23 protein-coding genes are annotated in these 24318 nt (G+C 67.2%); 14 read left to right on the top strand and 9 right to left on the bottom strand.

Going from position 1 to position 24318, the window contains the following annotated elements:
* Nucleotides 1-56: 56 nt before the first annotated feature.
* The 3 genes from mnmD to K1T73_RS13960 are packed head-to-tail and all read left to right on the top strand — an operon-like array spanning nt 57 to nt 2528.
* A complete protein-coding gene (gene mnmD, locus K1T73_RS13970) occupies nt 57-737 on the top strand; it encodes a tRNA (5-methylaminomethyl-2-thiouridine)(34)-methyltransferase MnmD (RefSeq protein WP_220601288.1) in 681 nt (226 codons plus the stop codon).
* Nucleotides 734-1600 carry a DMT family transporter gene (locus tag K1T73_RS13965; protein ID WP_220601287.1) on the top strand — a complete coding sequence of 289 codons (867 nt, stop codon included), beginning with the start codon at nt 734-736 and terminating at the stop codon, nt 1598-1600. Before mnmD ends, K1T73_RS13965 begins: the two co-directional genes overlap by 4 nt.
* 43 nt (nt 1601-1643) lie before the next feature.
* Entirely contained in the window at nt 1644-2528 is an 885-nt protein-coding gene (locus tag K1T73_RS13960) for an arginase family protein (protein WP_220601286.1), read from the top strand.
* Between the two features lie 7 nt (nt 2529-2535).
* Here K1T73_RS13960 and K1T73_RS13955 read toward each other — a convergent pair whose 3' ends face one another.
* Nucleotides 2536-3459, bottom strand: a complete 924-nt coding sequence (locus tag K1T73_RS13955; RefSeq protein ID WP_220601285.1) for a manganese-dependent inorganic pyrophosphatase — start codon at nt 3457-3459, stop codon at nt 2536-2538.
* Between the two features lie 97 nt (nt 3460-3556).
* On the opposite strand from K1T73_RS13955, the gene K1T73_RS13950 reads away from it, so the two are divergent.
* On the top strand, nt 3557-4222 hold the full coding sequence (locus tag K1T73_RS13950) for a DUF2161 domain-containing phosphodiesterase (RefSeq protein ID WP_220601284.1): 666 nt from the start codon (nt 3557-3559) through the stop codon (nt 4220-4222).
* Here K1T73_RS13950 and K1T73_RS13945 read toward each other — a convergent pair.
* On the bottom strand, nt 4197-5207 hold the full coding sequence (locus K1T73_RS13945) for a TraB/GumN family protein (RefSeq protein WP_220601283.1): 1011 nt from the start codon (nt 5205-5207) through the stop codon (nt 4197-4199). The genes K1T73_RS13950 and K1T73_RS13945 overlap by 26 nt on opposite strands.
* A gap of 69 nt (nt 5208-5276) precedes the next feature.
* A complete protein-coding gene (locus K1T73_RS13940) occupies nt 5277-6938 on the bottom strand; it encodes an NAD+ synthase (RefSeq protein ID WP_220601282.1) in 1662 nt (553 codons plus the stop codon).
* Nucleotides 6939-7104: 166 nt separating this feature from the next.
* Between K1T73_RS13940 and K1T73_RS13935 the strand changes: the two genes are divergently transcribed.
* Nucleotides 7105-8682 carry an MORN repeat-containing protein gene (locus K1T73_RS13935; RefSeq protein ID WP_220601281.1) on the top strand — a complete coding sequence of 526 codons (1578 nt, stop codon included), beginning with the start codon at nt 7105-7107 and terminating at the stop codon, nt 8680-8682.
* A gap of 2 nt (nt 8683-8684) precedes the next feature.
* Here K1T73_RS13935 and K1T73_RS13930 read toward each other — a convergent pair whose 3' ends face one another.
* Both K1T73_RS13930 and K1T73_RS13925 read right to left on the bottom strand, forming a co-directional pair.
* Nucleotides 8685-10214, bottom strand: a complete 1530-nt coding sequence (locus tag K1T73_RS13930) for a cryptochrome/photolyase family protein (protein ID WP_220601280.1) — start codon at nt 10212-10214, stop codon at nt 8685-8687.
* Complete coding sequence (locus tag K1T73_RS13925; RefSeq protein ID WP_220601279.1) at nt 10208-10873, bottom strand: SDR family NAD(P)-dependent oxidoreductase; 666 nt, start codon at nt 10871-10873, stop codon at nt 10208-10210. Before K1T73_RS13925 ends, K1T73_RS13930 begins: the two co-directional genes overlap by 7 nt.
* A 295-nt stretch (nt 10874-11168) precedes the next feature.
* Between K1T73_RS13925 and K1T73_RS13920 the strand changes: the two genes are divergently transcribed.
* Together K1T73_RS13920 and dapD are read left to right on the top strand one after the other, a co-directional pair.
* Entirely contained in the window at nt 11169-12755 is a 1587-nt protein-coding gene (locus tag K1T73_RS13920; RefSeq protein WP_220601278.1) for a 2-isopropylmalate synthase, read from the top strand.
* Nucleotides 12756-12863: 108 nt separating this feature from the next.
* Nucleotides 12864-13691, top strand: coding sequence for a 2,3,4,5-tetrahydropyridine-2,6-dicarboxylate N-succinyltransferase (gene dapD / locus K1T73_RS13915; RefSeq protein WP_220601277.1), 828 nt, complete (start codon nt 12864-12866; stop codon nt 13689-13691).
* Between the two features lie 36 nt (nt 13692-13727).
* Here dapD and K1T73_RS13910 read toward each other — a convergent pair whose 3' ends face one another.
* On the bottom strand, nt 13728-14390 hold the full coding sequence (locus K1T73_RS13910; RefSeq protein WP_220601276.1) for a Hint domain-containing protein: 663 nt from the start codon (nt 14388-14390) through the stop codon (nt 13728-13730).
* A 188-nt stretch (nt 14391-14578) separates the two neighbouring features.
* On the opposite strand from K1T73_RS13910, the gene K1T73_RS13905 reads away from it, so the two are divergent.
* Together K1T73_RS13905 and K1T73_RS13900 are read left to right on the top strand one after the other, a co-directional pair.
* Entirely contained in the window at nt 14579-15616 is a 1038-nt protein-coding gene (locus K1T73_RS13905) for a sodium:calcium antiporter (RefSeq protein ID WP_220601275.1), read from the top strand.
* A gap of 31 nt (nt 15617-15647) precedes the next feature.
* Nucleotides 15648-15968 (top strand): hypothetical protein, encoded by a 321-nt coding sequence (locus K1T73_RS13900; protein WP_220601274.1) that lies wholly within the window; start codon nt 15648-15650, stop codon nt 15966-15968.
* A 34-nt stretch (nt 15969-16002) separates the two neighbouring features.
* On the opposite strand, the gene K1T73_RS13895 is transcribed toward K1T73_RS13900, so the two are convergent.
* Nucleotides 16003-17103 (bottom strand): Hint domain-containing protein, encoded by a 1101-nt coding sequence (locus K1T73_RS13895; protein WP_220601273.1) that lies wholly within the window; start codon nt 17101-17103, stop codon nt 16003-16005.
* Nucleotides 17104-17108: 5 nt separating this feature from the next.
* Nucleotides 17109-18689, bottom strand: a complete 1581-nt coding sequence (locus K1T73_RS13890; RefSeq protein ID WP_220601272.1) for a Hint domain-containing protein — start codon at nt 18687-18689, stop codon at nt 17109-17111.
* Between the two features lie 321 nt (nt 18690-19010).
* Between K1T73_RS13890 and dapE the strand changes: the two genes are divergently transcribed.
* Together dapE and K1T73_RS13880 are read left to right on the top strand one after the other, a co-directional pair.
* Nucleotides 19011-20165, top strand: coding sequence for a succinyl-diaminopimelate desuccinylase (dapE, locus tag K1T73_RS13885; protein WP_220601271.1), 1155 nt, complete (start codon nt 19011-19013; stop codon nt 20163-20165).
* A gap of 6 nt (nt 20166-20171) precedes the next feature.
* On the top strand, nt 20172-20753 hold the full coding sequence (locus K1T73_RS13880; protein ID WP_220601270.1) for a DUF2064 domain-containing protein: 582 nt from the start codon (nt 20172-20174) through the stop codon (nt 20751-20753).
* A 16-nt stretch (nt 20754-20769) separates the two neighbouring features.
* Here K1T73_RS13880 and K1T73_RS13875 read toward each other — a convergent pair whose 3' ends face one another.
* Nucleotides 20770-21459: a metal-dependent hydrolase gene (locus K1T73_RS13875; RefSeq protein WP_220601269.1), complete on the bottom strand. Its 690-nt coding sequence runs from the start codon at nt 21457-21459 to the stop codon at nt 20770-20772.
* 256 nt (nt 21460-21715) lie between these two features.
* On the opposite strand from K1T73_RS13875, the gene gatC reads away from it, so the two are divergent.
* From gatC to K1T73_RS13860, 3 genes are read left to right on the top strand one after another with little or no spacing between them, the layout of a single operon-like run.
* Nucleotides 21716-22003 (top strand): Asp-tRNA(Asn)/Glu-tRNA(Gln) amidotransferase subunit GatC, encoded by a 288-nt coding sequence (gene gatC, locus K1T73_RS13870; RefSeq protein ID WP_220601268.1) that lies wholly within the window; start codon nt 21716-21718, stop codon nt 22001-22003.
* Nucleotides 22000-23490, top strand: a complete 1491-nt coding sequence (gene gatA, locus K1T73_RS13865; RefSeq protein ID WP_220601267.1) for an Asp-tRNA(Asn)/Glu-tRNA(Gln) amidotransferase subunit GatA — start codon at nt 22000-22002, stop codon at nt 23488-23490. Before gatC ends, gatA begins: the two co-directional genes overlap by 4 nt.
* A 55-nt stretch (nt 23491-23545) precedes the next feature.
* Nucleotides 23546-24313, top strand: a complete 768-nt coding sequence (locus K1T73_RS13860; protein ID WP_220601266.1) for a hypothetical protein — start codon at nt 23546-23548, stop codon at nt 24311-24313.
* The last annotated feature ends 5 nt before the right edge of the window (nt 24314-24318 follow it).

Raw genomic sequence — 24318 nt, 5'->3', positions numbered from 1 at the left:
CCGCCCCTCCTTGCATGGTCCGCCGCGATGTGACCACCTTCTTAGAGGATGAGGCCATGCGGGGCCAGACGGCCGGACTTGAATGGCGCGACGGCGGCGTGCCGGTCTCGACCCGGTTCGACGATCCGTATTTCAGCCTCGAGAACGGGCTGGCGGAGACCCGGCACGTATTCCTTGCGGGCAACGGCCTGCCCGGGCGGCTGGGCGAGGGGTTCCGGGTGGCGGAACTGGGTTTCGGAACCGGGCTCAATGCGCTCACGCTCGCGCTGGACTGCGCGGCGATGGGCGGAGGTTGCGCGGTCCACATGACCTCGTTCGAGGCGTATCCGATGGCGGCGGAGGACATGGCGCGCGCCCTGGCGGCCTTTCCCGAGGTGGCGGGGATCGCCGATGCGCTGACCGGTCCGTGGCGCGAGGGTCGGCGCGAGCTTGTGCTGCCCGGCAACCTGCACCTTCGCGTCATCGAGGGCGACGCGCGCGAGACGCTGCCGGCATGGGACGGCATGGCGGATGCGTGGTTCCTCGACGGGTTTTCACCTGCGAAGAATCCCGAGCTCTGGGATGCGGACCTGCTGGCCGAGGTCGGGCGCCATACCGCGCCGGATGGAACGGTGGCGACCTATACGGCGGCGGGCTTCGTGCGGCGCAATCTTGCCGAGGCCGGGTTTGACGTGGCGCGGGTGCCGGGCTACGGGCGCAAGCGGCACATGACGACCGCGCGAAAGGTGGCGAGATGACCGAACAGAACGTGCGCCTCGGCATCCTGCTCATGGTGGCGACCACCTTCGTCTTTGCCGTGCAGGACGGCATCTCGAAACATCTCGCGAGCGAATACAACGTCTACATGGTGGTGATGATCCGCTACTGGTTCTTCGCGGCCTTCGTGATGACCATCGCCTCGCGGCAGGCCGGTGGCCTGCGGGCCGCCGCGCGGACCGAACAGCCCGTCGTGCAGACGCTCCGCGCGCTGCTTCTCGTCTCGGAGATCTGTGTCGCTGTCTACGGCTTTACCCTGTTGGGCCTGATCGAGGCCCATGCGGTCTTTGCCTCCTATCCGCTTCTCGTGGCCGCACTGTCGGGGCCGGTGCTGGGCGAATACGTGGGGTGGCGGCGCTGGGCCGCGATCGGGGTGGGGTTCATCGGTATCCTCATCATCCTCAAGCCCGGCCTGGGCGTCTTCAACCCCGCAGCCGTGGTGCCGCTGATGGCGGCGTTCATGTTCGCGCTTTACGGTCTGCTCACGCGCTACGCGTCGCGGCGGGACCGGGCCTCGACCTCGTTCTTCTGGACGGGGACGGTCGGATCGCTGGGAATGACGGCCGTCGGCGTGTGGTTCTGGGAGCCGATGGTGCCGGTCGACTGGGCGTGGATGGGGGCGCTTTGCGTGACGGGAGTGCTGGGGCATTTCACGCTCATCAAGTGCTACGAGGTGGCGGAGGCGAGCGCGGTGCAGCCCTTCGCCTATTTCCAGCTTGTCTTCGGGAGCATGCTGGGCCTCTTCGTCTTCGGCGAGACGCTCGAGGCGAACGTGTTGCTCGGCGCCGCCATCGTGGTGAGCGCGGGGCTTTTCACGCTCTGGCGCGCGCGCGTGGCGGCGTAGCAGGGGAGGACGTGGAATGTTTCGAGCGGCAGGACAACCCTTCATGGGCGCGCGCCCAGATGTCGATCCGGGCGCGGCGGACGTGGTGATCTTCGGTGCGCCGCATGGCACGCCCTACAAGGGTATCGACAACGGGGTATATGCCGGTGCGCCGGACGCGCTGCGCCGCGCGCTGGCGGTGGATGCGGGCTGGACCGACCATTGGGATTTCGACCTGGGCGGGCCGTTCGACGGGGAGGGCCGGATCGCCGTCGCGGATGCGGGCAACCTCGCGACGGTGCCGCAGGACGGGCCGGGAAACCGGCGGATGATCCGGGAGGCGACCGAAGCGGTCGCCGGGCGCGGGGCGGTGCCGATCCTGCTTGGTGGCGACGATTCGGTGCCGATCCCGTTCTTCAAGGGGCTGGCCGCGTGCGGGCCGCTGACGGTGATCCAGATCGACGCCCATATCGACTGGCGCGAGGAGCGGTTCGGCGAGCCGATGGGGTTCTCGAGCACCATGCGGCGCGCGTCGGAGATGGGCCACGTGGAGCGGATCGTGCAGGTGGGGATGCGTGGCATCGGCTCGGCCCGCGCGCGCGAGGTGGAGGAGGCGCGGGCGTGGGGCGCGCGGATCGTCATGGCGCGGGAGGTGCATCAAGCCGGGCTGGCGTCGGTGCTGGAGCACGTGGCGCCGGGGGCGGCCTGCGCGATCACGCTCGATTGCGACGGGCTCGACCCGTCGATCATGCCGGCGGTGGTGGCGCCCAGCCCCGGAGGGCTGAGCTATTGGCAGGTGGTGGACCTGATCCACGCGGTCACGGCGCAGGCGCGGCTTGTCGGCTTCGACGTGGTCGAGTTCGTGCCGGAGCGCGATCCGAACGGCATCGCCGCGCTGACCGCCGCGCGGATCGTCGCGAACGCGATCGGGTGCCTCGCGCGGGGCTGAGCCGCGCTTACATCTTGAGGACCGGGATGATCTGTTTCTTACGGCTCATAACGCCGGGAAGAACGACGGTCTCGCCCTCGACGGTGACGTCGAAGGATTTCTCGGCGATGGTCTTTACCAGTTCGTTCGGGACGAGAAGCGTCGCCTCCTCGTTGAGAATGTCGACGACGAAGAGCAGTACCTGATCGACGCCATCCTCGGCGGCGACGGTCTGCATGGCCTCGACCAGCCCGTCCTTGCGTTCGAGAACGACGCGCGGCGCCGTGGTCTCGAGCACCGAGACGCGGAATTTCGTGTCGCCCAGCTCGAATTCCTTGCTGTCCATGCGCAGAAGCTCGGCGTCCGAGAAGTCCGACACGTCGGACTTGGCGGCGAACATCTCGGCGGCGTAATCGTGCATGTCGAGATCGAGATCCTTGGCCAGGCGCTCGGCGGTGGCGCGGTCATGCGGGGTCGTGGTGGGCGAGCGGAATTCGAGCGTATCCGACAGGATGCAGGTGAGCGCGGCACCCTTCATCCGCTTGGGCATCTTGTCGAAGGCCTCTTCGTTCATCAGGTCGATCATGATCGTGGCCGTGCAGGCCAGGGGGCGCACGGTGATCGAAAGCGGCGCGCGGGTCTCGATCCCGCCGACGAGGCGGTGATGGTCGATGATGGCGCGGATATCGGCCTTGTTGATGTTCGCGGGCAGCTCGGCGGGATTGTTGGTGTCGACGATCACGCAGGGCTGATCGTCCTTCACGTCCGAGATGATCTGCGGCTTGGGCAGATCCCAGTATTTCAGCATGAAGGCCGCTTCGGTGTTGGGCTCTCCCAGGAGGGCCGGCTCGGCCTTCTCGCCCTCGATCTCGCTGAGATACCAGGCCCAGAGGATGGGCGAGCCGGTGGAGTCGGTGTCGGGGGATTTGTGGCCGAAAACGAGCGTGGTCATGGGATCATGTGTCCTTGGCGTGGGAAAACGATTTTGCGGCGTTATAGGCAAGCGCGGAGGGCTTGTCACGGGGGGCCGGGGGCGCGAGAGTGGGCATATGGGACGTGAGCGCGAAACCGAGCTTTACCCGCCGGTCAAGGCGTTTCTCGAGGGGCTTGGATACGAGGTCAAGGGCGAGATCGGCGCGGCGGACGTGGTGGCGATGCGCGGCGATGAGCCGCCGCTCATCGTGGAGCTGAAGACGGGGTTCTCGCTCATCCTGCTGCAACAGGCCATCGCGCGGCAGGCGGTCACAGATACGGTCTATGTCGCGGTGCCGCGCTGGAGCGGGCGCGCGGGGTGGCGGGCCTTTCGCGGCAACCTGGGGCTTTGCCGTCGCTTGGGGCTGGGCGTGATGACGGTGGCGGCATGCGGCACGGTCGAGGTCCATGCGGACCCGGCACCCTTCCAGCCGCGCAAGTCGCCCCGCAAGCTCGCCCGGCTGCGCGCGGAATTCGCGCGGCGTGAGGGCGACACGACGGAGGGTGGCACGCGCGGACAGGTGATGACCGCCTACCGGCAGGACGCGATCCGCGTGGCAGGCTACGTGGCCGAGGCCGGCGAGGCCCAAGGCGCGCAGATCGTGCGCGAGATCGGTGTCGCGCGGGCGACCGCGATCATGGCCGACAATCACTACGGCTGGTTCGTGCGGGTCCGGCGCGGGATCTACACGCTGACCGAGGAGGGTCGCGCGGCGATCACGGAGCGAAGGGAAGACGGGTGATCGCGAACCCTTCGTTGGCCAGGAGATTGAGCACGCCCGTATCACCCGGAAGATGCGCCGCACCTACTGCGATGAAGATGTCGCCCGAGAAATCCTTGCGTGTCATGCGGGAGGCCCAGTCGCGGTTGCGTGCGTCGAGAAACGCCGTCTCGAAGGTGGCAAAATCCTCGGCCGCTGTGGCGCCGCCATGCTCCAGCGATATCTTGCGCGAGAATTCCCAAAGCAGCGCGGTCTGCCCGGCAAGGTAGCGCGCCTTCATCGTGTGGGAAAGATCGTCGGGATCGACGTCGAAATCGAAGAAGAGACGCAGCATGTCGAGCTGTTTTTCCTGCGGGAAGCTGTCGAGGAGGCCGAGGATCGCGACCGCGTCCTCAAGCGAGCGGCTGGGGTTGCCGTTGGCCGCGGCGCGCGCGCCGATCAACTCGTCGATCCCCTTGGCTTCGAACACGCCCGCCTGCGCCTCGCAGGGGCCGACGCCCAGCAGCATCGCGGCCCAGATCGGCTTGAACCGGCTGGCGATGACGGGCGGGATGCCGCGTGCCCGGAATTCGGTGGCGAGCTTTTCCCAGTCTTCGTCGCCCAAAAGGTCGATGAGGGTGGGGCCGGAGGTGAGGAACATGAGCGAGGGATCCTCGGCCATGCGTTTCTGGAGCGCACGCGTGTCGTCGTTCGAGACCTCGAGCCACACGCTGTCGGCCGCGTCGATGAAAGGCGCGAGCGCCGCGAGGTGAGCGTCGGTCCGGTCATGCCGGAAGTGGTAGGTGCCGAAGAGCGTGATGCGGGTGTTGCCGCGCACCGCGTGCCACAGCAGACCCTCGGGATAGGGCATCCGCCCCGCGCGGTCGAGCAGGGTCTCGCGCTCGTGATCGGGCATCGCCTTGATCAGGTCGGTGCCCGCGCAGCGCGCCGCGGCCTGTCCCGCGGTGAGCACGAGAAGGAACGCAACGAGAGAGAGCTGCGTGAGGAGGGGCAGGATGCGGAACATGTGTCACCTCGATACGGGAACTGGGCCGAAGGTGCCTTACCCAGCCGCGAACGGCAACCTTCGCCCGCGTCAACCCGGATCGCGCCAGCGGTTGACGATCGGGTAGCGCCGGTCGAGCCAGAAGGCGCGTTTCGTCAGGCGCGGGCCGGGGGCGGATTGGAAACGCTTGTATTCGCTGATGAACAGCAGGTGCTCGACCCGTTTCGCGACATCGCGGTCGAAGCCCGCGGCGACGCAATCGGCGATGGAGCCGTCCTGGTCCACGAGGATGTGGAGGATCGCGTCGAGAACCGGGTAGTCGGGCAGGGAATCGCTGTCCTTCTGGTCGGCGCGCAGCTCGGCGGAGGGGGGCTTGTCTATGACGCGAGGGGGGATCACCTCGCCCTCGGGCCCCATCATCCAGTCGCGGTGATTGGCGTTGCGCCAGCGGCAGGTCTCGAACACGCGGGTCTTGTAGAGATCCTTGATCGGGTTGTAGCCGCCCGCCATGTCGCCGTAGATCGTGGCATAGCCCACCGCCACCTCGGACTTGTTGCCGGTGGTCAGGAGCATTTCGCCGAACTTGTTGCTCAGCGCCATGAGCATGAGGCCGCGCAGGCGCGACTGGATGTTTTCCTCGGTGAGGTCCGGCTCCGTTCCCCCGAAGAGCGGTGCGAGCGTCTCGGTCACGGCGGCGCGGGCGTCGGAGATCGGCACGAAGTCGTAGCGGCATCCGAGCTTCTCGGCGACGGCCTTCGCGTCGTCGAGCGAGGCCCGGGACGTGTATTCCGAGGGCAGCATCACGCAGCGCACGTTCTCGGGGCCGAGCGCGTCGGCGGCGATGACGGCGACGATGGCGCTGTCGATGCCGCCCGAGAGGCCGAGGAGCACCTTCTGGAAGCCCGTCTTGGCCATGTAGTCCCGCAGGCCGAGCGTCATGGCGTGATAGTCGGCCTCCCACGCGTCGGGCAGGGGCGCGCGGGCGCCGGGGTCGGCCCGCCAGCGATCGTCATCGCCGCGCAGCATGTCGAGATGGGCGATCGCCTCCTCGAAGGCGGGCATCTGGAGCGCGAGCTCTCCGCCCGGGTTGAGCACGAAGCTTGCCCCGTCGAAGACCTGGTCGTCCTGCCCGCCCACGAGGTTGAGATAGATGAGCGGCAGGCCGGTCTCGATCACCCGGCTGACCATGAGGTTGAGCCGCGTGTCCATCTTGCCGCGATAATAGGGCGAGCCGTTGGGAACGAGCAGGAACTCGGCGCCGGTCTCGGCCAGTGTCTCGGGCACGTCCTCGTGCCAGGCGTCCTCGCAGATCGGGCTGCCGATTCGGACGCCATCGAGGGCAAACGGGCCGCCGATGGGGGCGGACGCATAGAGGCGTTCCTCGTCGAAGACGGTCTCGTTCGGCAGATGGTGCTTGAGCACACGCCGCACCACCTTGCCGCCCGAGAGGATGTAGTAGGCGTTGAAGAGCTCGGCCCCCTCGAGCCAGGGGCCGCCGACCGCCAGGGCGGGGCCATCGGCGCAGTCGCGGGCCAGTTGCCCGATCGCGGCGATGGCGTGCTGATGGAAGGCGGGCTTCATCACCAGGTCCTGCGTGTTGTAGCCGGTAATGAACATTTCGGGCAGGGCGACGAGATCGGCGCCCGCCGCGCGTCCTTCCCGCCAGGCCGCGCGCACCTTGGCCGCGTTGCCGTCGATGTCGCCCACAGTGGCGTTGAGCTGGGCCAGCGTGAGGCGGAAGCGGTCGGGCATCTTGCGGCATCTCCGGGCGGCGGGATCGCCCTCGTGATTACCGGCTCGACCGGGCGAGGGAAAGCCGATTTCGGAAAAGTGCGTTGTCACCGCGTCGCGCGTCCACTAAATTTCCCCAGACCCGCGCCCCGGCGGCGCGGGGCGCGGGCAATCGGGGCAGGTTTGCATGAAGAATTCGGTCAGGAATGCGTGGGTGGCGGGTGTCGTTGTGGCGCTTGGCATCGGTCCGGCGGGGACGGCCTGGGCGCAGGACGACGAGATCCGCACGAAGCAGTATGACGACGGCGGTGTCTACGAGGGGACGTTCAAGAACGGGCTCCAGCACGGCACCGGCACCTATACCCTGCCGAACGGCTATACCTATACCGGCGATTGGGTGGATGGCGAGATCCGCGGCACGGGCGTTGCCCGGTTCCCCAATGGCTCGGTCTACGAGGGCGAGTTCGTGGCGGGCAAGCCCAACGGCGTGGGCAAGATCACCTTTACCGACGGCGGCACCTATGAAGGCACCTGGGAGGATGGCAAGATCACCGGCGAGGGTGTGGCCAACTATGCCAACGGGGTGCGCTACGAGGGCGGGTTCTCGAACGCGATGCATTCGGGGCGCGGCACCATGACGTCGCCCAACGGCTACGTCTACGAGGGTGACTGGGTGGCCGGAGTCAAGGACGGTGAGGCGAAGATCACCTATCCCGATGGCGCCGTCTACGAGGGCGAAGTCAAGAAAGGGGCGCGGCACGGGCAGGGCAAGCTCACCATGCCCGATGGCCTTGTCTACGAGGGCCGGTGGGTCGATGGACAGATCGAAGGTGAAGGCACGCTGACGCAGCCCAATGGCGATGTCTATGAAGGCGAGCTTTCGAACGGCAAGCGCGAGGGGCGCGGGACCGTCACCTACGAGAACGGCGATGTCTACGAGGGCGAGTTCAAGGACGACAAGCGCCACGGCCAGGGCACCTTCACCGGCACGGACGGCTACAAGTATACCGGCAGCTGGATGGATGGGCAGATCGCGGGCGAGGGGAAGGTCACCTATCCCGACGGCTCGGTCTACGAGGGGGAATTCGCGAACGACTTGGCGCATGGCACCGGCAAGATCACCTATCCCGACGGTGCGACCTATGAAGGCGAATGGGTCGAAGGCGTGATCGAGGGCGAGGGCAAGGCCACCTATCCCAATGGTCTCGTCTACGAGGGGAGCTTCAAGAACGCCCAGAACCACGGCTTCGGCACGATGACCTACGCCGATGGCTATCGCTACGAGGGCAACTGGGTCGAGGGCCAGCGCGAGGGCGACGGTGTCGCGACCTATCCCGACGGGACGGTCTATACCGGGCAGTTCAAGGCCGGCCAGCGTCATGGCGAGGGCGAGATCATCATGCCCGAGGGCTTTTCCTACAAGGGCGAATGGCGCGATGGCGAGATCAACGGCCAGGGTGTCGCGACCTACGCGAACGGCGACGTCTACGAGGGAAACTTCCGCAACGGCAAACGCCAGGGCGAAGGCACGATGCGCTATGCGAGCGGCGAGGAGGTGACCGGCACGTGGGTCGACGGTAAGCCCGACGAGGACACCATGATCGTCACGGGCGAGACCGAGGGCGGATCTGGCGAAGCCACGGCGGACGAGGCGGCGACGCCGTCTCCGCGCGGCGAAGCGGAAAGCACGGCGGAGGAAACCGCCGCACCGGACGCAAACGAGACCGAGCCGGCCGCCGAAATCGTCCAGGATCCGGCCGAGTAGACCTAGACGATCTCGCCCGCATCCAGCCGGTCGAGTATGCGCCGGGCGCCTTTCAGCACATCGCGGCGACGCTCCGCGTCCATCCGGTCCCAGGTCGCGAACATCTGGGCCATGCGCGGGTTCTTCTCGAACCGCTTGCGGTGCCGGTCGAGGAAATGCCAGTAGAGCAGGTTGAAGGGGCAGGCATCCTCGCCCGTCTTGTCCTTGACCTTGTAGGCGCAGGACGCGCAGTAATCCGACATCCTGTCGATGTAGTTGCCCGAACTCACGTAGGGTTTCGACGCGATGATGCCGCCATCGGCCCATTGGCTCATTCCCACGGTATTGGGCGCCTCGACCCATTCGTAGGCATCGACATAGACCGCGAGATACCATTCGTGGACCTGCCGAGGGTCGATCCCCGCCAGGAGCGCGAAATTGCCCGTGACCATCAGGCGCTGAATGTGGTGGGCATAGGCTTCGTCGCGGGTCTGCCCCACGGCGTGCGCCACGCAATTCATCCGCGTTTCGCCGCCCCAATACATCCACGGAAGATCGCGGTCATGATCCAGCACGTTGCGGGTGGGGTAGTCGGGTCCTTCGTGAAAGTAGAGGCCGCGCACGTATTCGCGCCACCCGATGATCTGCCGGATATAGCCTTCGGCAGAGTTGATGGGCACGCGATCCGCCTTCCATTCCTCCGCCACCCGTTCGCAGACCTCGAGCGGCGAGAGCAGGCCGAGATTGATGTAGGGCGACAGGAGCGAGTGGTTGAGAAAGCGGTCGTCGCAGAGCATCGCATCCTGGTAGTCGCCGAATTCGGGCAGTTGCCGTTTCGCGAAATGATCGAGCGCGCGCAGCGCCTGGGCCCGCGTGACAGCGAAAGTGAAGGGGCGCAGGGTGCCGAAATTGTCGCCGAAACGGTCCTCGACCAGCGCGAGCACGTCCTCGGTCACGTCGTCGGGCGTGAATTGCATCGGCTCGCTGCGGAAGAGGTCGCGGTCGGCGGGCTTGCGGTTCTCGTGGTCGTAGTTCCATTTGCCGCCGGCGGGCTCGCCGTCCTCCATCAGAAGGCCGGTCTTGCGGCGCATCTCGCGGTAGAAATACTCCATGCGCAGGCTCTTGCGCCCGTCGGCCCAGTCGTCGAACTCCCGCTGGCTTGCGATGAAGCGGTCATCGGGGAGGGTGCGGACCGAGAGGGGTGCGTTCTCGAGCGCCTCGCGCAGGCGCCATTCGCCGGGAGCGGTCGCGAGGATGTCGGTGGTTCCGTGTTCCTCGGCGCGGCGCATGAGTTCGCCCACGATGGATCTGGAGGCGTCGGGATCGTCGAGGCGGGTATAGGCCACGGTCCAGCCGTCATCCTCAAGCTCCTGTGCGAAATGGCGCATGGCCGATAGCACGAGCGCGATCTTCTTCGGGTGGTGGGGGACATAGCCCGTCTCGTCGGTGACCTCGGCCATGACCACGACGTCGGCGGATTTGTCGGCGTCGCGCAGCGCGGCGACATCGTGGCTCAGTTGATCGCCCAGGACCAGTACAAGCCGTTCTACCATTCGACCCGCTTCCCGGCCCAATCGAAGAAAAGCCCCGTATCCTGCGCCTCAAGACCTTCGATGACGCGCAGGAGATTCCCGGCGGCCTCGGACGGTTTTACCGAGGAATGGCGGCCGAGATACTTCTCGGTGAGGTCGGTGGCCACCGTGCCGGGGTGGAGGGTCACGCAGATCGACTGCTTGTGCGTGCGCCGGAGTTCGATGGCGGCCGTGTGGATCATCTGGTTGAGCGCGGCCTTGGCGGTGCGATAGGAATACCAGCCGCCGATGCCGTTGTCGCCGATCGACCCCACCCGCGCCGAGAGCGCGGCGAAAACCGCGCGGCGGTCGCGGGGGATGAGGTGCCGGGCGTGCTTGAGCACCATCGACGGCCCGATGCAATTGACCCTGAACTGGTCGAGCATGGCGCGGGGCGTCACCTGGTCGAGCGCCTTCTCGGGTTCGGCCCCGTCGATGACAAGCGCGCCGGTGGTGACGAAGATGAGATCGAAGGGCTCACCCAGCCGGGACAATGCCGCCTCGACGCTTGCCTCGTCGGTGATGTCGAGCCCGTCCTCGCTTCGCGACAGGGTGGTGACGGCCGTTCCGGCCTGACGCAGGCTGGCGGTGATCGCCTGACCGATCCCGCCCGACGCGCCGATGATGAGTGCGTTTTCCATGGGCGAAGACCTAGATGGCCGGACGGCGCGATCAATGCGCCACCCGGAAATTTCATCCGGTTCGCCGGCCGCGTCGCGCCGCTATTTGAGGGGTTTTCTTCGCGCGGCCGCGATCCTATAGTCGCGCGCATGACACGTAAGGGGCATATCGCGGATTTCACGCCTGGCGTTCGCCGGAGCCGTGCGCGTGCCCTGCTTCTCCTAAGCCGCCTCTGAGCGTGCCGTTCCCCGGCGCGACCGCTCAGAGGATGTGCCGTTTCGCGCCATGGGCTTAGGACAAGAAAAGAGATCAGACATGACCGACACGACGACGAAAACCCCTGTGAGCGACGGGGCGAAGGACAAGGTTGTCATCTTCGACACCACGCTGCGCGACGGTGAGCAAAGCCCCGGCGCGACCATGACGCATGACGAGAAGCTCGAGATCGCCGGGCTGCTGGACGAGATGGGCGTCGATATCATCGAGGCCGGCTTCCCGATCGCGTCGGAGGGTGATTTCCGCGCGGTGAACGAGATCGCCAAGCAGGCCGAGAACGCGGTGATCTGCGGCCTGGCGCGGGCAAACCTCAAGGATATCGACCGCTGCTGGGAGGCCGTGCGCGATGCGAAGCGGCCGCGCATCCACACCTTCATCGGCACCTCGCCGCTGCACCGCGCCATTCCCGACCTGACCAAGGACGAGATGGCCGACCGCATCCACGACACCGTCACCCATGCGCGCAACCTCTGCGACAACGTGCAGTGGTCGCCGATGGATGCCACGCGGACCGAGTGGGACTACCTCTGCCGCGTGGTCGAGATCGCGATCAAGGCCGGGGCCACGACGATCAACATTCCCGATACCGTGGGGTATACCGCGCCGGTCGAGAGCGCCGACCTGATCCGGCGCCTGATCGAGACGGTGCCGGGCGCGGACGAGATCGTGTTCGCCACGCATTGCCACAACGACCTCGGGATGGCCACGGCCAACGCGCTGGCCGCCGTCGCGGGCGGCGCGCGGCAGATCGAGTGCACGGTGAACGGCCTGGGTGAACGGGCGGGCAACACCGCGCTCGAGGAAGTGGTCATGGCGATGAAGGTGCGTGGCGACATCATGCCCTACACCACCGGCATCGACACGACGAAGATCATGCATATCTCGCGCCGGGTGGCGGCGGTGTCGGGCTTCAACGTGCAGTTCAACAAGGCGATCGTCGGCAAGAATGCCTTTGCCCACGAGTCGGGCATCCACCAGGACGGGATGCTCAAGAACGCCGAGACCTTCGAGATCATGCGCCCCGAGGATGTGGGGATGACCGGCACCTCGCTGCCCCTGGGCAAGCATTCGGGCCGCGCGGCGCTGCGCGCCAAGCTGAAGGAGCTGGGCCACGAGGTGGGGGAGAACCAGCTCAAGGACATCTTCGTGCGGTTCAAGGATCTGGCCGACCGCAAGAAGGAGGTCTATGACGAGGACATCCTCGCGCTGGTCCAGACCGCCGGTGAGGCGGAGATGCACCTGGAACTGATCAACCTGAAGGTCATCTGCGGCACCGGGCCGGCGGAGGCCGCGATCGAGATGGAGGTCGAGGGGGTGGAGCGATCCGCGACCTGCCAGGGCGACGGGCCGGTCGATGCCACCTTCAAGGCCGTGCGCGAATGTTATCCCAATGCCGCGAAGCTCCTGCTCTACCAGGTCAATGCCGTGACCGAGGGCACCGATGCGCAGGCGACGGTGAGCGTGAGGCTCGAGGAAGACGGCAAGATCGCGACGGGGCAGTCGGCCGATACCGACACCGTGGTCGCCTCGGCGCGCGCCTATATCAACGCGCTCAACCGGCTGATCACGCGGCGGGGCAAGACCGGGAGCGACAAGCCCGAAGTGAGCTACAAGGACCTGGCCTGACCGGGCCACGCCGCAAGGCAGGCGCGGGGCGTCGCAAATCGTCTGGACGCCCGCGCCACTTTGCGCGATAGCCGGTGGAGCCTTTGACCCGACCGAGGAGCGCCCGCCATGTCGACTGCCCACCTGGAAACCGCCATCGAAGCCGCGTGGGACGCGCGCGACACGATCACGCCCGCCACCGGCGGCGAGACGCGGCAAGCGATCGAGGACACGCTCGACGCGCTCGACAGCGGGAAGCTGCGCGTGGCCGAGCGCGGCGATGACGGTGAATGGCAGGTGAACCAGTGGGCCAAGAAGGCGGTGCTGCTGGGGTTTCGGATCAAGGACATGGAGATGCAGCCGGGCGGCCCGCAGGGCGGCGGCTGGTGGGACAAGGTGGACAGCAAGTTCGCCGGATGGGGCGACGCCGAGTGGAAGGCCGCCGGCTTCCGCGCGGTGCCGAACTGCATCGTGCGCAAGTCGGCCTACGTGGCGCCCGGCGTGGTGCTGATGCCGTCCTTCGTCAACCTCGGCGCCTACGTGGACGAGGGCACGATGGTCGATACCTGGGCCACGGTGGGCTCCTGCGCGCAGATCGGCAAGAACGTGCACCTGTCGGGTGGCGTGGGGATCGGCGGCGTGCTCGAGCCGATGCAGGCAGGGCCGACGATCATCGAGGACAACTGCTTCATCGGCGCGCGCTCGGAAGTGGTCGAGGGCTGCATCGTGCGCGAGGGGTCGGTCCTCGGCATGGGGGTCTATATCGGCAAGTCCACCAAGATCGTGGATCGCGAGACCGGCGAGGTCATGTATGGCGAAGTGCCTTCCGGGTCGGTCGTCGTGTCCGGGTCGATGCCGTCGAAGAACGGCGTGAACCTCTATTGCGCGGTGATCGTCAAGCGCGTCGACGAGCAGACCCGTTCCAAGACGTCGATCAACGAACTTCTGCGCGACTGAGCGACCGGAGAGCGACCGCGACCGGATCGAGCCGTGTCAGGGCGGCGCGTCGCATATGGCGCGCGCCTGCTCGGCCCCCGCGAGCGGCAGCTCGAGCGGCGCACGGGGCCGCATGAAAGGATCGGGCGGCGGGAGTACCGCGCGCAGCGCTCCGGGAAGATCGGGGTCGTCGAGGCCCCGGCAACGGATCCAGAGCCCGTTCACGGACACCGTCGCCGACCGCTCGGGCACGAGACAGACCGCCGAGGTGACGGTGCCGGTGGCGCAGCGCCGAATGCTGATCCCGTTCACCAGGTCGCCCGCGGCGAAGAGCGCGGCGACCTGTCCGCAGGCCTGTTGCGCGCGCCAGCCTTCCAGGAGGAGACGCTGGGCCGGCGGAAGGCGCGTCGCGGCCGTGGCGCCGAACACGCCGCGGCCGAACTCGATCGGGGCGAGGTCGCCCAGCGCGCGGAAGTGCAGCCGGTGCGTGGCGAGCAACGCGACCTCGTCGCCGCCGCGCGCGACCAGGTGATCGCCTGTCGAGAGCTCACCCGCGGGGCGCATCCCGTCGCGCGTGAGAACGGAGGTCGTGCCGTCGAGCGCAACAAGCCATGACACCATGAGCCGGGTGACCGCCGGATCGCCCGTCATGTCGCGACGGGCCGGGGCCGGCCCCGGGAGGGGCAGCAGCGGTGCGAGAGAGTCGAAGCGTGACGGCATGCGGGATCCGGGTGAGGCTGTGTTCGCGGAGATTGCCCGACGAATACGAATAATTTCTTAACCCGAGGCGCGACCCGAGCCGGAGAACCATCTCGATATGGCCCGGAACGGAGGAGACCGCGGGAACCCGGCGGGGAGGGACGGGTTGGCCTTGCGATGAAGCGTCTCAATCCCCCCCGGATCGTCGCGTGATCGACGATCTTTCGCTCGCATGGCTCTTGGCCGTGTTCGCGGTCGCAGCCCTCATCGTGGTGGCGGCCTCGATCCGGGCCACCGCGCTCGCCGATGTCATCGCGGACCGCACCCGGCTTGGCGAGGCGATGGCGGGCGGCATCCTGCTTGGCGGTGCGACCTCGCTCGCCGGGGTCGTGGTCTCGGTCAGCGCGGCCAGCAGCGGCGACGCCTCGTTCGCCGTCTCGAACGCGGTGGGCGGGATCGCGGCGCAGACACTCTTTCTTGCCGTCGCGGACACGTTGCACAAGAACGCCAATCTCGAACATGCCGCGGCGGAGCCTGCGAACCTCTTCCAAGCGGTGATGCTGCTCATCCTGCTGAGCCTGCCCATCGCCGCGATGGCGGGCCCGGACGTGGCGTATTTCGGCGTGCATCCCGTCTCGCTCGTGATGTTCATTGCCTATCTCTACGGTGTGCGCCTCTCGTCGCAGGTCAGCGACGAGCCGATGTGGCGGCCGGTCGAGACGCGCGAGACGCGCCATGACGAACCCGAGAGCGAGGCCGAGGCGCGCAAATCCGCCCGGAAACCCGCCATGATCTTCGTGGTGCTGGTCATGGTGATGGGACTTTCGGGCTGGGTGATCAGCCAGATCGGGGCGACCTTCATCACGCGCTACGGGCTTTCCTCGTCGCTGGTGGGTGCGCTGATGACGGCGATCATCACTTCGCTTCCGGAACTGGTCACGACGCTCGTCGCCGTGCGGCGCGGCGCGCTTCAACTGGCCGTGGGCGGCATCATCGGGGGCAACACGTTCGACACGCTGTTCCTCGTCGCGTCCGACGTGGCGTATCGCGATGGCTCGATCTTCGCGGCGGCCACGCCAAACGATCTCTACTGGCTGGCGACCGGGATGCTGATGACCGCGATCCTTCTGGGCGGGCTGATCCTGCGGCAACGCGACGGGCCGGCGCGGATCGGGGTCGAGAGCGTTCTCATCTTCGTGGTCTATGGCTGTGCGGTCGCGGTCGAGGTGGCGGGACTTGGCGGTTGACACCCCCGGGGCCGGGCGCGAAAGAGTGGCCATGAGCAAGGACAGACAGCAGAAGGTCTATACTCTCGTGGTCGAGATCGGGCGGAAGGCCGGTGACGGGCTTCCCGAGGGTGCGAGCGGTGCGGCGCTTGTCGTCTATGCGTCGGGCGTGGACGAGGCCGAGGCGGTGCGCGAGACGGTGGCGATCCTGAAGCAGGCGGATACCGCGCCCCTTGACGTGACCGGTTACGGCACGCTCGAGGAACGCGAGGCGGAAGGGCACGAGATCGACGCGGAGGAGCGTGCTTTGATGATGCGTGCGCTCGAGGAGAACGCGGTGATCGTGGCGCAGGTGACGCCCTTCGACGATTAGGCCCAAGACCCGCGCGAGGGTGGCCCGGCGCCTGTCAGGCGACCTTGGCGCGCACGAGGGTGATGGCCTCGAACGGTTTCAGCACAGGTGACAGCGGGCGCGCATGTTCGGGGAGCCGGGCGTGCCGGCAATGCGCGAGCACGCTGCGGGCGAGCGTCGCCTTGTCGCGCCGGAGGCGTCCTATGTAGAGGCTTTCGAGGCGGCATCCGTCGGTCAGGATCGCCTGGTGGCTCGGCAGGAGGACGTGGTGATAGGTCACCACGTCGGGCGCGTCCGGCGCCGGATCGCAGAAGAAGGCGGAACTGTCGTTGACCACGCAGCGCGCGGGGACGAGAACGGCCTCGGTGCCGAACATGTACTCGACGTCCGATCCTGACATGACGAGCCTCTGGTGGGACGCGACGAAAGTGTCGCGGTCGAGCCCGAAGAACGGGGCGCGAAGCCGCACGGGCCGGAACGCACCGCGCGCCGGCACGGTGAGGCGCACTGTCTGAAGGATCGGCACGACATCGCCGGCGGCCGTGCAGACGGTATCTCCGCGCCGCAGGAGCGACGCGCGCACCGGGCCATTGGGCGTCATCACCGGAACATGCGCGCCAAGCCCCGGCAACGGGCCCAGCGGATGCATGTGATCGGCCATCGCGGCGAAGACGACCTCGCTGTCCATCTCGCAGACGCCGCCCGCCTGTCCGAGCCGGCGCATGTCGGCGAGCGGGATGGGGCAGGCGCGCGACAGCTCGCGCGTGACGCGGTGTCCGTCGTCGAGCCCCTCGATCGTCAGCCGCGCCGCGCCCGCGGCGCAATCCCAGCAATAGATGATGCGCACGAGGTCCGAGCGCGCATCCTTGCCATGCGGGATCGTGGTGTGAAGAAGCTCGGAGCCGAAATTCTGTGCCAGCGTGACGCCGCCTCGCGGAAGGGCGCGGAGCGAGAAGCCGCCCTCGTTCGGGTAGGCGTGGCGGAAGGCGAGAAGGGTCTGGGGCCGCGAGGTGGCGGAGAAGCGCGTCTCGACCATGATCGTGCCGCGCCGGACGAGCGTGTCCGCGGACAGGTCGGGCGTTCGTGCCGAGCCGCGGCCCAGCCCGCCCGGGGCGTAACGCCCCCCGTCGTGGTCGGCGATGGCGATCCAGGCCATGCGTCTCAGGCGACCCGCGTGAGGGCCGGCGTGAGAAGCGCGGCCTCGTAGGGCTTGAGCGTCCTGCGCGCGGCGGGGCTGTAGCCTGCGCCGGTCGCCGGGTCGATCTCGGGGAAAAGGGTGCAGATCTCCTCGACGATCTCCGCCTCGAAACTGTTGGCGAACTGGGGACCGGGCAGGAAGCTTTCGGTTTCGAGCCCTTCGGAAAAGACGACCTCGTGCCGGTCGAAGAGGATATGGACGTAATCGACCATGCCGCCCTCGACGCGGCGGATGGTGCGGTCGTTGACCAGGTCGCGCGCGGCGACGAGCACCTCGTCCTCGCCGAAGAGCAACTCGGCCACCGCGTCGCGAATGAGCACCCGGTGGAGCGGCGAGAGGAAAAGCCGACCATGCCGGCCCAGCGTGTTGGGGGCGAAGTGGATCGGGGCGAAATCGCCCTTGGCGGGCACGCGCCGCTCGCCGATCCAGCGAAGCGGTTGCGGGCCGTTGTCGCGGGTGAGAACGAGGTCGCCGGGGGCCAGCGTCTCGATCGGCACCTCGCCATCCGGTGTCCTGATCCGGGTGCCCGCGACGAAGCACGGCACGGAATCGACCAGCACGAAGGCGGTGTCGGTCTGGCCGGTCTGGTTGCTGACCTCGTAGGTGAAGTTGAACTGCTCGGTGTCGCCGTCCCCGGTCACGGTAAGGGTGCCGTCGTAGTTGAGCTGCACCGTCTGCCCGGTCGAGAGGGTGACGCTGTCGCCGGGGTTCACGGCCTGGTTGTTGATATGGGTCACGACCATGGTGCCAAGGCCATTGTTCGTGTCGTTGCCCAGCACGTCGATGATCTTGGACCCGGTTGGAAAGAGGTTGGTGCTGTCGTCACTGGCGATGAGCGTGGTCTGAACGCTGTCGGCCGCGACGAGGAGCGTTGAATCGTAGCGGTTGTCGAGCACGTCCGCGATGCCGATGCGGATCGAGTTGACCTGGCCGCTGTTGACCGGGATCTTGAGCGTCAGTTTGACGGTGAAGCCGTCCATCTCGGTGTTGTACTGGTCCGAGGTGTTGTCGATGAAGAGGTTCTGGTTGGCACCGGCATTGAGGTTGTTGGGGTCGACATCGCCATCGCCCACGCCGAGTTCGACCTGCGTGCCGTTGATCCAGACGCCGACGAAGTCCTGGTAGGCGCCGACCGCGTATTCGGGATATTCCTCGGACGCGAAGACGAACTGCATCGTCATCATGTCGCCCGTGGGGGTGAAATCGACGTCGAGATAGGAGGCGTCGTAGGTGTTGGTGCCCGCGGCCGCGTTGAAGTCGGGATTGTTGTTCTCGCCCGAGGAATTCGTGGTGCGGTTGCTGTAGTAGTTCGACTGCGAGCCGTTATTCGTGAAGCCGCGCACATCGCCGGTCGAGAACATGACCCCCCGGTCGCCCGGCATGACACCGGGAGAGATCGCATCGCCGTTCGACCATATCCCCGAGCTGTCGCGGTCGCCGGTATAGGACGCGCTGTTGATGGTGACGCCCGACCCGAAGATTTCCTGCGCCATCTGCACGGCACTGGCATTGCGGTCGATGGGAATTTCTACGCCTGCAACCATGTCTCTATCTGCTCCGGCCTCGCGGTGGGAGACAGCGCAACATGGCGATGGGCCGCGGAGAAATTCCGCGAAATCTGGGCCGGATTTTTCGTGCCTGCTCGACCCTGTGGCCTTTGCGGCCTGCCTGTTACCCTGCCTCGGGTGTCATTGTTTTGCCTCAATTTAGGCTAGCAAGGCGCTGAATTGGTAACTTTTTTATCGTCCGGGGCGCGATGAGGGAAACCTGTGGCATCTTTGCGCAGGGGGCGCAGGCGCGGCGATTGCGAGGGGCGGGCAAACCCGCTACGCCGGAAAACAAGTCCAGACCCGGAGGAAAGAGAGATGAGCGACACCCCGACGGATCCCGTCGCATTGACCGCGGAGCTTGTGCGCTGCGCATCGGTCACGCCCGAGGAGGGCGGCGCGCTGCGCCTGTTGCAGGAGCGCCTCGAGGCGGCCGGGTTCGACTGCACGCGGGTCGACCGGGAGGGCATCGCCAACCTTTTCGCGCGCTGGGGCGGAAAGGGCGCGGCGCGCAGCTTCGGGTTCAACGGGCACACGGACGTTGTGCCGGTGGGCGACGAAAGCGCGTGGAGCGTCGATCCCTTCGGGGCCGAGATGCACGACGGCTATCTCTGGGGGCGCGGGGCCACGGACATGAAATCGGGCGTCGCGGCCTTCGTGGCGGCGGCGATCGACCATGTTCGCGGCGCGCCGGCAGGGAACGGGGCGATCCTCCTTGCCATCACGGGCGACGAGGAAGGCGATGCCGAGCACGGAACGCGCGCGCTTCTCGACTGGATGGAGGCGCAAGGCGAGGCGATGACCCATTGCCTTGTGGGCGAGCCCACCTGCCCCGACCGCATGGGCGAGATGATCAAGATCGGGCGGCGCGGCTCGATGACCGCGTGGATCACCGTCAGGGGCGAGCAGGGCCATTCGGCCTATCCGCATCGCGCGAAGAACCCGCTGCCCGCGATGGCGCGGCTGGTGGATCGGCTGTCGTCGCACCCGCTGGACGAGGGCACGGAGCATTTCGACGCCTCGACCCTTGCGGTCGTGACGATCGATACCGGGAACCCGGCGACCAACGTCATCCCCGCCGAAACCCGCGCGACGGTGAACATCCGGTTCAACGACGCGCATAGCGGCGAGAGCCTGACCGCGTGGTTGCAGGACCATCTGGACCGCGTGGCGCGCGAGTTCGATGTCGAGGCGAGGATGAGGGTAAAGGTAAGTGGTGAATCATTTCTTACCCCGCCGGGAGAGCTGTCATCGCTGGTCGCGACTGCGGTCGAGGCGGAGACCGGCGTGGCGCCGGTCCTTTCGACATCGGGCGGCACGTCGGATGCGCGCTTCGTGCGCGATCATTGCCCGGTGGTGGAATTCGGCCTTGTCGGGCGCACGATGCACCAGGTGGACGAGCGGGTCGAGATTGACCAGATCACGCAACTCAAGGCCATTTACGCGCGTATCCTGCGCGATTACTTCTCCTGACGGCACATGCGGGGGCAGCTCTACATCATGCTGAAAGAGCCGCGCCCCGGCCGGGTCAAGACGCGGCTCGGACGCGAGATCGGCATGGTGGAGGCCGCGTGGTGGTTTCGCCACCAGGTGGGGCGCCTCTTGCGCGAGGTCGAGGACCCGCGCTGGTCGGTGACGTTGGCCGTGGCGCCGGAGGGCGCGATGACCTCGCGGACCTGGCCCGCGCATCTGCCGCGCGTGGCGCAGGGCCAGGGCGACCTGGGCGCGCGGATGGCGCGGGTCATGCGGCACGCGCGGCCCGGCCCGGCCTGCGTGATCGGTGGCGATGTGCCGGGCGTGCGGGCGCGCCATATCGCCCATGCTTTCAAGGTGTTGGGGCGCCACGACGCGGTGTTCGGCCCGGCGGAAGACGGAGGCTTTTGGCTGGTGGGCTGGCGCGGGAGGCGCGCCCTGCCGCCGCGTCTCTTCGAGGGGGTGCGGTGGTCGAGCGAGCACGCGCTTTCGGACAGTATCGGGACGCTTGGAGGGGCCTCTCACGCGCTGGTGGAGAGGTTGCGCGACGTGGACGACGCGGACGACCTGGCCCGCGCCGGAACCTGAGAGGGCGCGATGGCGGTCAGATCTCGATGGGTTTCATCACCTCGGGTTCGATCACGTTCACGCCCAGCAGGGCCTCGACCAGCGCCTCGGCGGATTGTTCGAGGACCGGGAAGGTCTTGTAGTGGCAGGGGATCACGGTCTTGAAATCGAAGAATTTTTTCGCCGCGTAAGCTGCGCGTTTCATGTCCATGGTGAAATGCCCGCCGGCGCAGAGGATGCCGATATCGGGTGCATGGAGATCGTGAAAGACGCCCATGTCGGCCATCACGTCGGTGTCGCCCGAGACGTAGATCGTGTGGCCCTCGCCTGCGATGATGAAGCCGCATTCGGTGCCCGGAACATGGGGGCCGTCATCGGTGGAGAAGCTCGAGGAATGGGTGGCATGGACCATGGTGACGGAGACGTCGCCGATGCTGATCGTGCCGCCCTTGTTGAAGCCGATTACCTCAAGGTTTTCAGTGGCTTCCCAATGGCTCATCAGGTCGAACTGACCCACCACGGTGAGGCCCTTCCTGGCGATCTGGACGACCTCGGAGGCGTGGTCGAAATGGGCGTGGGTGAGCAGGATGTGGCTGGCGCCCCGGATGGCCGCGTCGTGGTGTTTCTCGTCCAGCATGGGATTGCCGTCGAGCCAGGGGTCGATGAGCAGGGTTTCGCCAGCGATTTCAAGGCGGAAGGAGGAATGGCCGAGCCACGTGATGCGCATGATGATCTCCTGTGATTGGGTGGTCGACCCTGAGGATAGGGCGCTCGTGGACCCGCGGCAAACGAATGGTTAATCCGCCGAACCCCACGTCGGTATCCACGTCGGTATCCATGTCGGTATCGCGTCGGTGGAGGGTGAGTCGCACCAATCGTTAACGGGGCGCGCGTTCTCGGGGCCCCGCCGCCCGCCTCGGTGCTTGCGAGCGGGCGCGGGGGGCGGTAAACGCGGGGCCGGAACAGGCCGGGAGATTTCAGCCATGTCGATTGACCGCGAAACGGCCGCGCGCGTGGCCAAGCTCGCCCGTATACGGGTCGAGGACGAGGCGCTGCCCGCGCTGGCGGAAGAGTTCAACACGATCCTCGGTTTCATCGAGCAGTTGAACGAGGTGGACGTGACCGGCGTCGAGCCGATGACGAGCGTGACGCCCATGCGCCTCAAGCGGCGCGAGGACAAGGTGACGGACGGACACCAGCAGGAGAAGGTGCTGGCCAATGCACCCGATGCGCGAGAGGGGTTCTTTGCGGTGCCGAAGGTGGTGGAATGACGAGCGATCTGAACAGGATGACCATTGCCGATGCGCGCGACGCCCTGCGCAAGGGGGACGTGACGTCGCTCGAGCTGACCGAGGCGTGTCTCGGCGCGATCGAGGGAGCGGGCGCGCTGGGCGCCTTCGTGCATCACACCCCGGACCTCGCGCGGGAGCAGGCGAGGGCGGCGGATGCGCGGCTGAAGCAGGGGGATGCGCCGGCGATGTGCGGCATTCCGCTGGGCATCAAGGACCTGTTCTGCACCAAGGGCGTGCCGAGCCAGGCGGCGAGCCGCATCCTCGAGGGATTCCGGCCGGAATACGAATCGACCGTGACCAGCCAGCTTTTCGACGCGGGCGCCGTGATGCTGGGCAAGCTCAACATGGACGAGTTCGCCATGGGGAGCAGCAACGAGACGAGCACCTATGGCAACGCAGTGAACCCGTGGCGGCGCGGGAACGATGACGCGCAGCTGACCCCCGGCGGATCGTCGGGCGGGTCGGCCAGCGCGGTCGCCGCCGACCTGTGCCTGGGCGCCACCGGCACCGACACGGGCGGGTCGATCCGGCAACCGGCGGCCTTCACCGGCATCACCGGCATCAAGCCCACCTACGGGCGGTGTTCGCGCTGGGGCATCGTGGCCTTCGCCTCGAGCCTCGACCAGGCGGGGCCGATGACGAAGAGCGTGCGCGACGCGGCGATCATGCTCGAGGCGATGTGCGGCCACGATCCGAAGGATTCGACGAGCGCCGACCTCGCCGTGCCGGATTTCGAGGCGATGCTGACGGGCGACATTCGCGGCAAGGTGATCGGCATCCCGCGCGAGTATCACATGCATGGCATGCCCGAGGAGATCGACGACCTGTGGGCCAAGGGCCGCGAGATGATGGCGGACGCGGGCGCGGAGCTTCGCGAGATCAGCCTGCCGCACACGAAATACGCGCTGCCTGCCTATTACGTGATCGCGCCGGCCGAGGCGTCCTCGAACCTCGCGCGGTATGACGGGGTGCGCTACGGGCATCGCGCCAAGCTCGAGGCCGGGGACGGCATCACCGAGATGTACGAGAAGACCCGAGCCGAGGGTTTCGGAGCCGAGGTGCAGCGGCGCGTGATGGTGGGCACCTATGTCCTGTCGGCGGGGTTCTACGATGCCTATTACAACCGCGCGCGGAAAGTGCGCGCGCTCATCAAGCGCGACTTCGACGAGGCGTTCGACGCGGGTGTCGATGCGATCCTGACCCCGGCCACGCCGAGCGCGGCCTTCGGCCTTGGCGAGATGAAGGATGCGGACCCGGTGCAGATGTATCTCAACGATGTCTTCACCGTCACGGTGAACCTTGCCGGGCTGCCGGGCATCTCGGTGCCCGCGGGACTGGATCGGCAGGGGTTGCCGCTGGGTCTGCAACTGATCGGGCGGCCGTGGGAAGAGGGCGACTTGCTGAATTGCGCCTACGCGCTGGAAGAGGCGGCGGGGTTTGTGGAAAAACCCGCGAAATGGTGGTAGATGCCTGTCGGATGGGCCCGACCGGCCCCTGCGACATCGAAAGGGTGTGAGTGACATGCGACGCGTATTTGCGGGATTGAGCCTATTGGCGCTGGCGGCCTGCGGAACGGCCATTCCCGAGAGCAATCCCGAGCGGGGCTCGGGCGTCGGTTTCGGCAATTACGACACCTATGCCGCCGAGAAGGCGCGGCGCGACGCGGCGCTGGCTGGTGACACCGCCCTGCCGCCCGCGGGTGCGATCAGCGGCGAGCAATCCGAGGGTGCGCTTGCAAGCGCGGCGGCGGCGAGCACCACGGCGCAGACGGGCGACGTGGGGGCCGACACGCTTGCCGCGCTCGACGCCACGGACCGCGCGCGGGCCGAGGCCAATTCGGGCGAACTTCCGCTCGAGGCCGATCCGGCGAACCCGCCGCCCACGGTCTCGAACGCGGCCGGGATCAGCCAGGAGAACGATTTCGACGCCGTGGGCGCGGAGCGTTCGATCGAGGAGGACAAGGCCCGTGTCGCCGCGAACCGCGCGCAATACGAGGTGGTCCAGCCCAAGGCGCTTCCGGCGCGGACGGGCGACCAGGCGCCGAACATCGTGGCCTATGCGCTTCAGAACAAGCATCCGATCGGCACGCAGGTCTATCGGCGTCTGAACCTCGCGAGCGGCAACCGCTATGCCCGGAATTGCGCGCAATACCCCTCGGCCGACAAGGCGCAGGAGGATTTCCTCGCCTCGGGCGGGCCGACGCGGGACCGCAAGGGGCTCGACCCCGATGGTGACGGGTATGCCTGCGGCTGGAACCCCGCGCCGTTCCGCACCGCGGTGGGGGGCTGAGGCCG

This window comes from Roseovarius sp. SCSIO 43702 (assembly GCF_019599045.1).
Classification (GTDB): domain Bacteria; phylum Pseudomonadota; class Alphaproteobacteria; order Rhodobacterales; family Rhodobacteraceae; genus Roseovarius.
The sequence above is the reverse complement of the archived record's forward strand: the minus strand, read 5'-3'. Positions and strand labels throughout refer to the sequence as shown.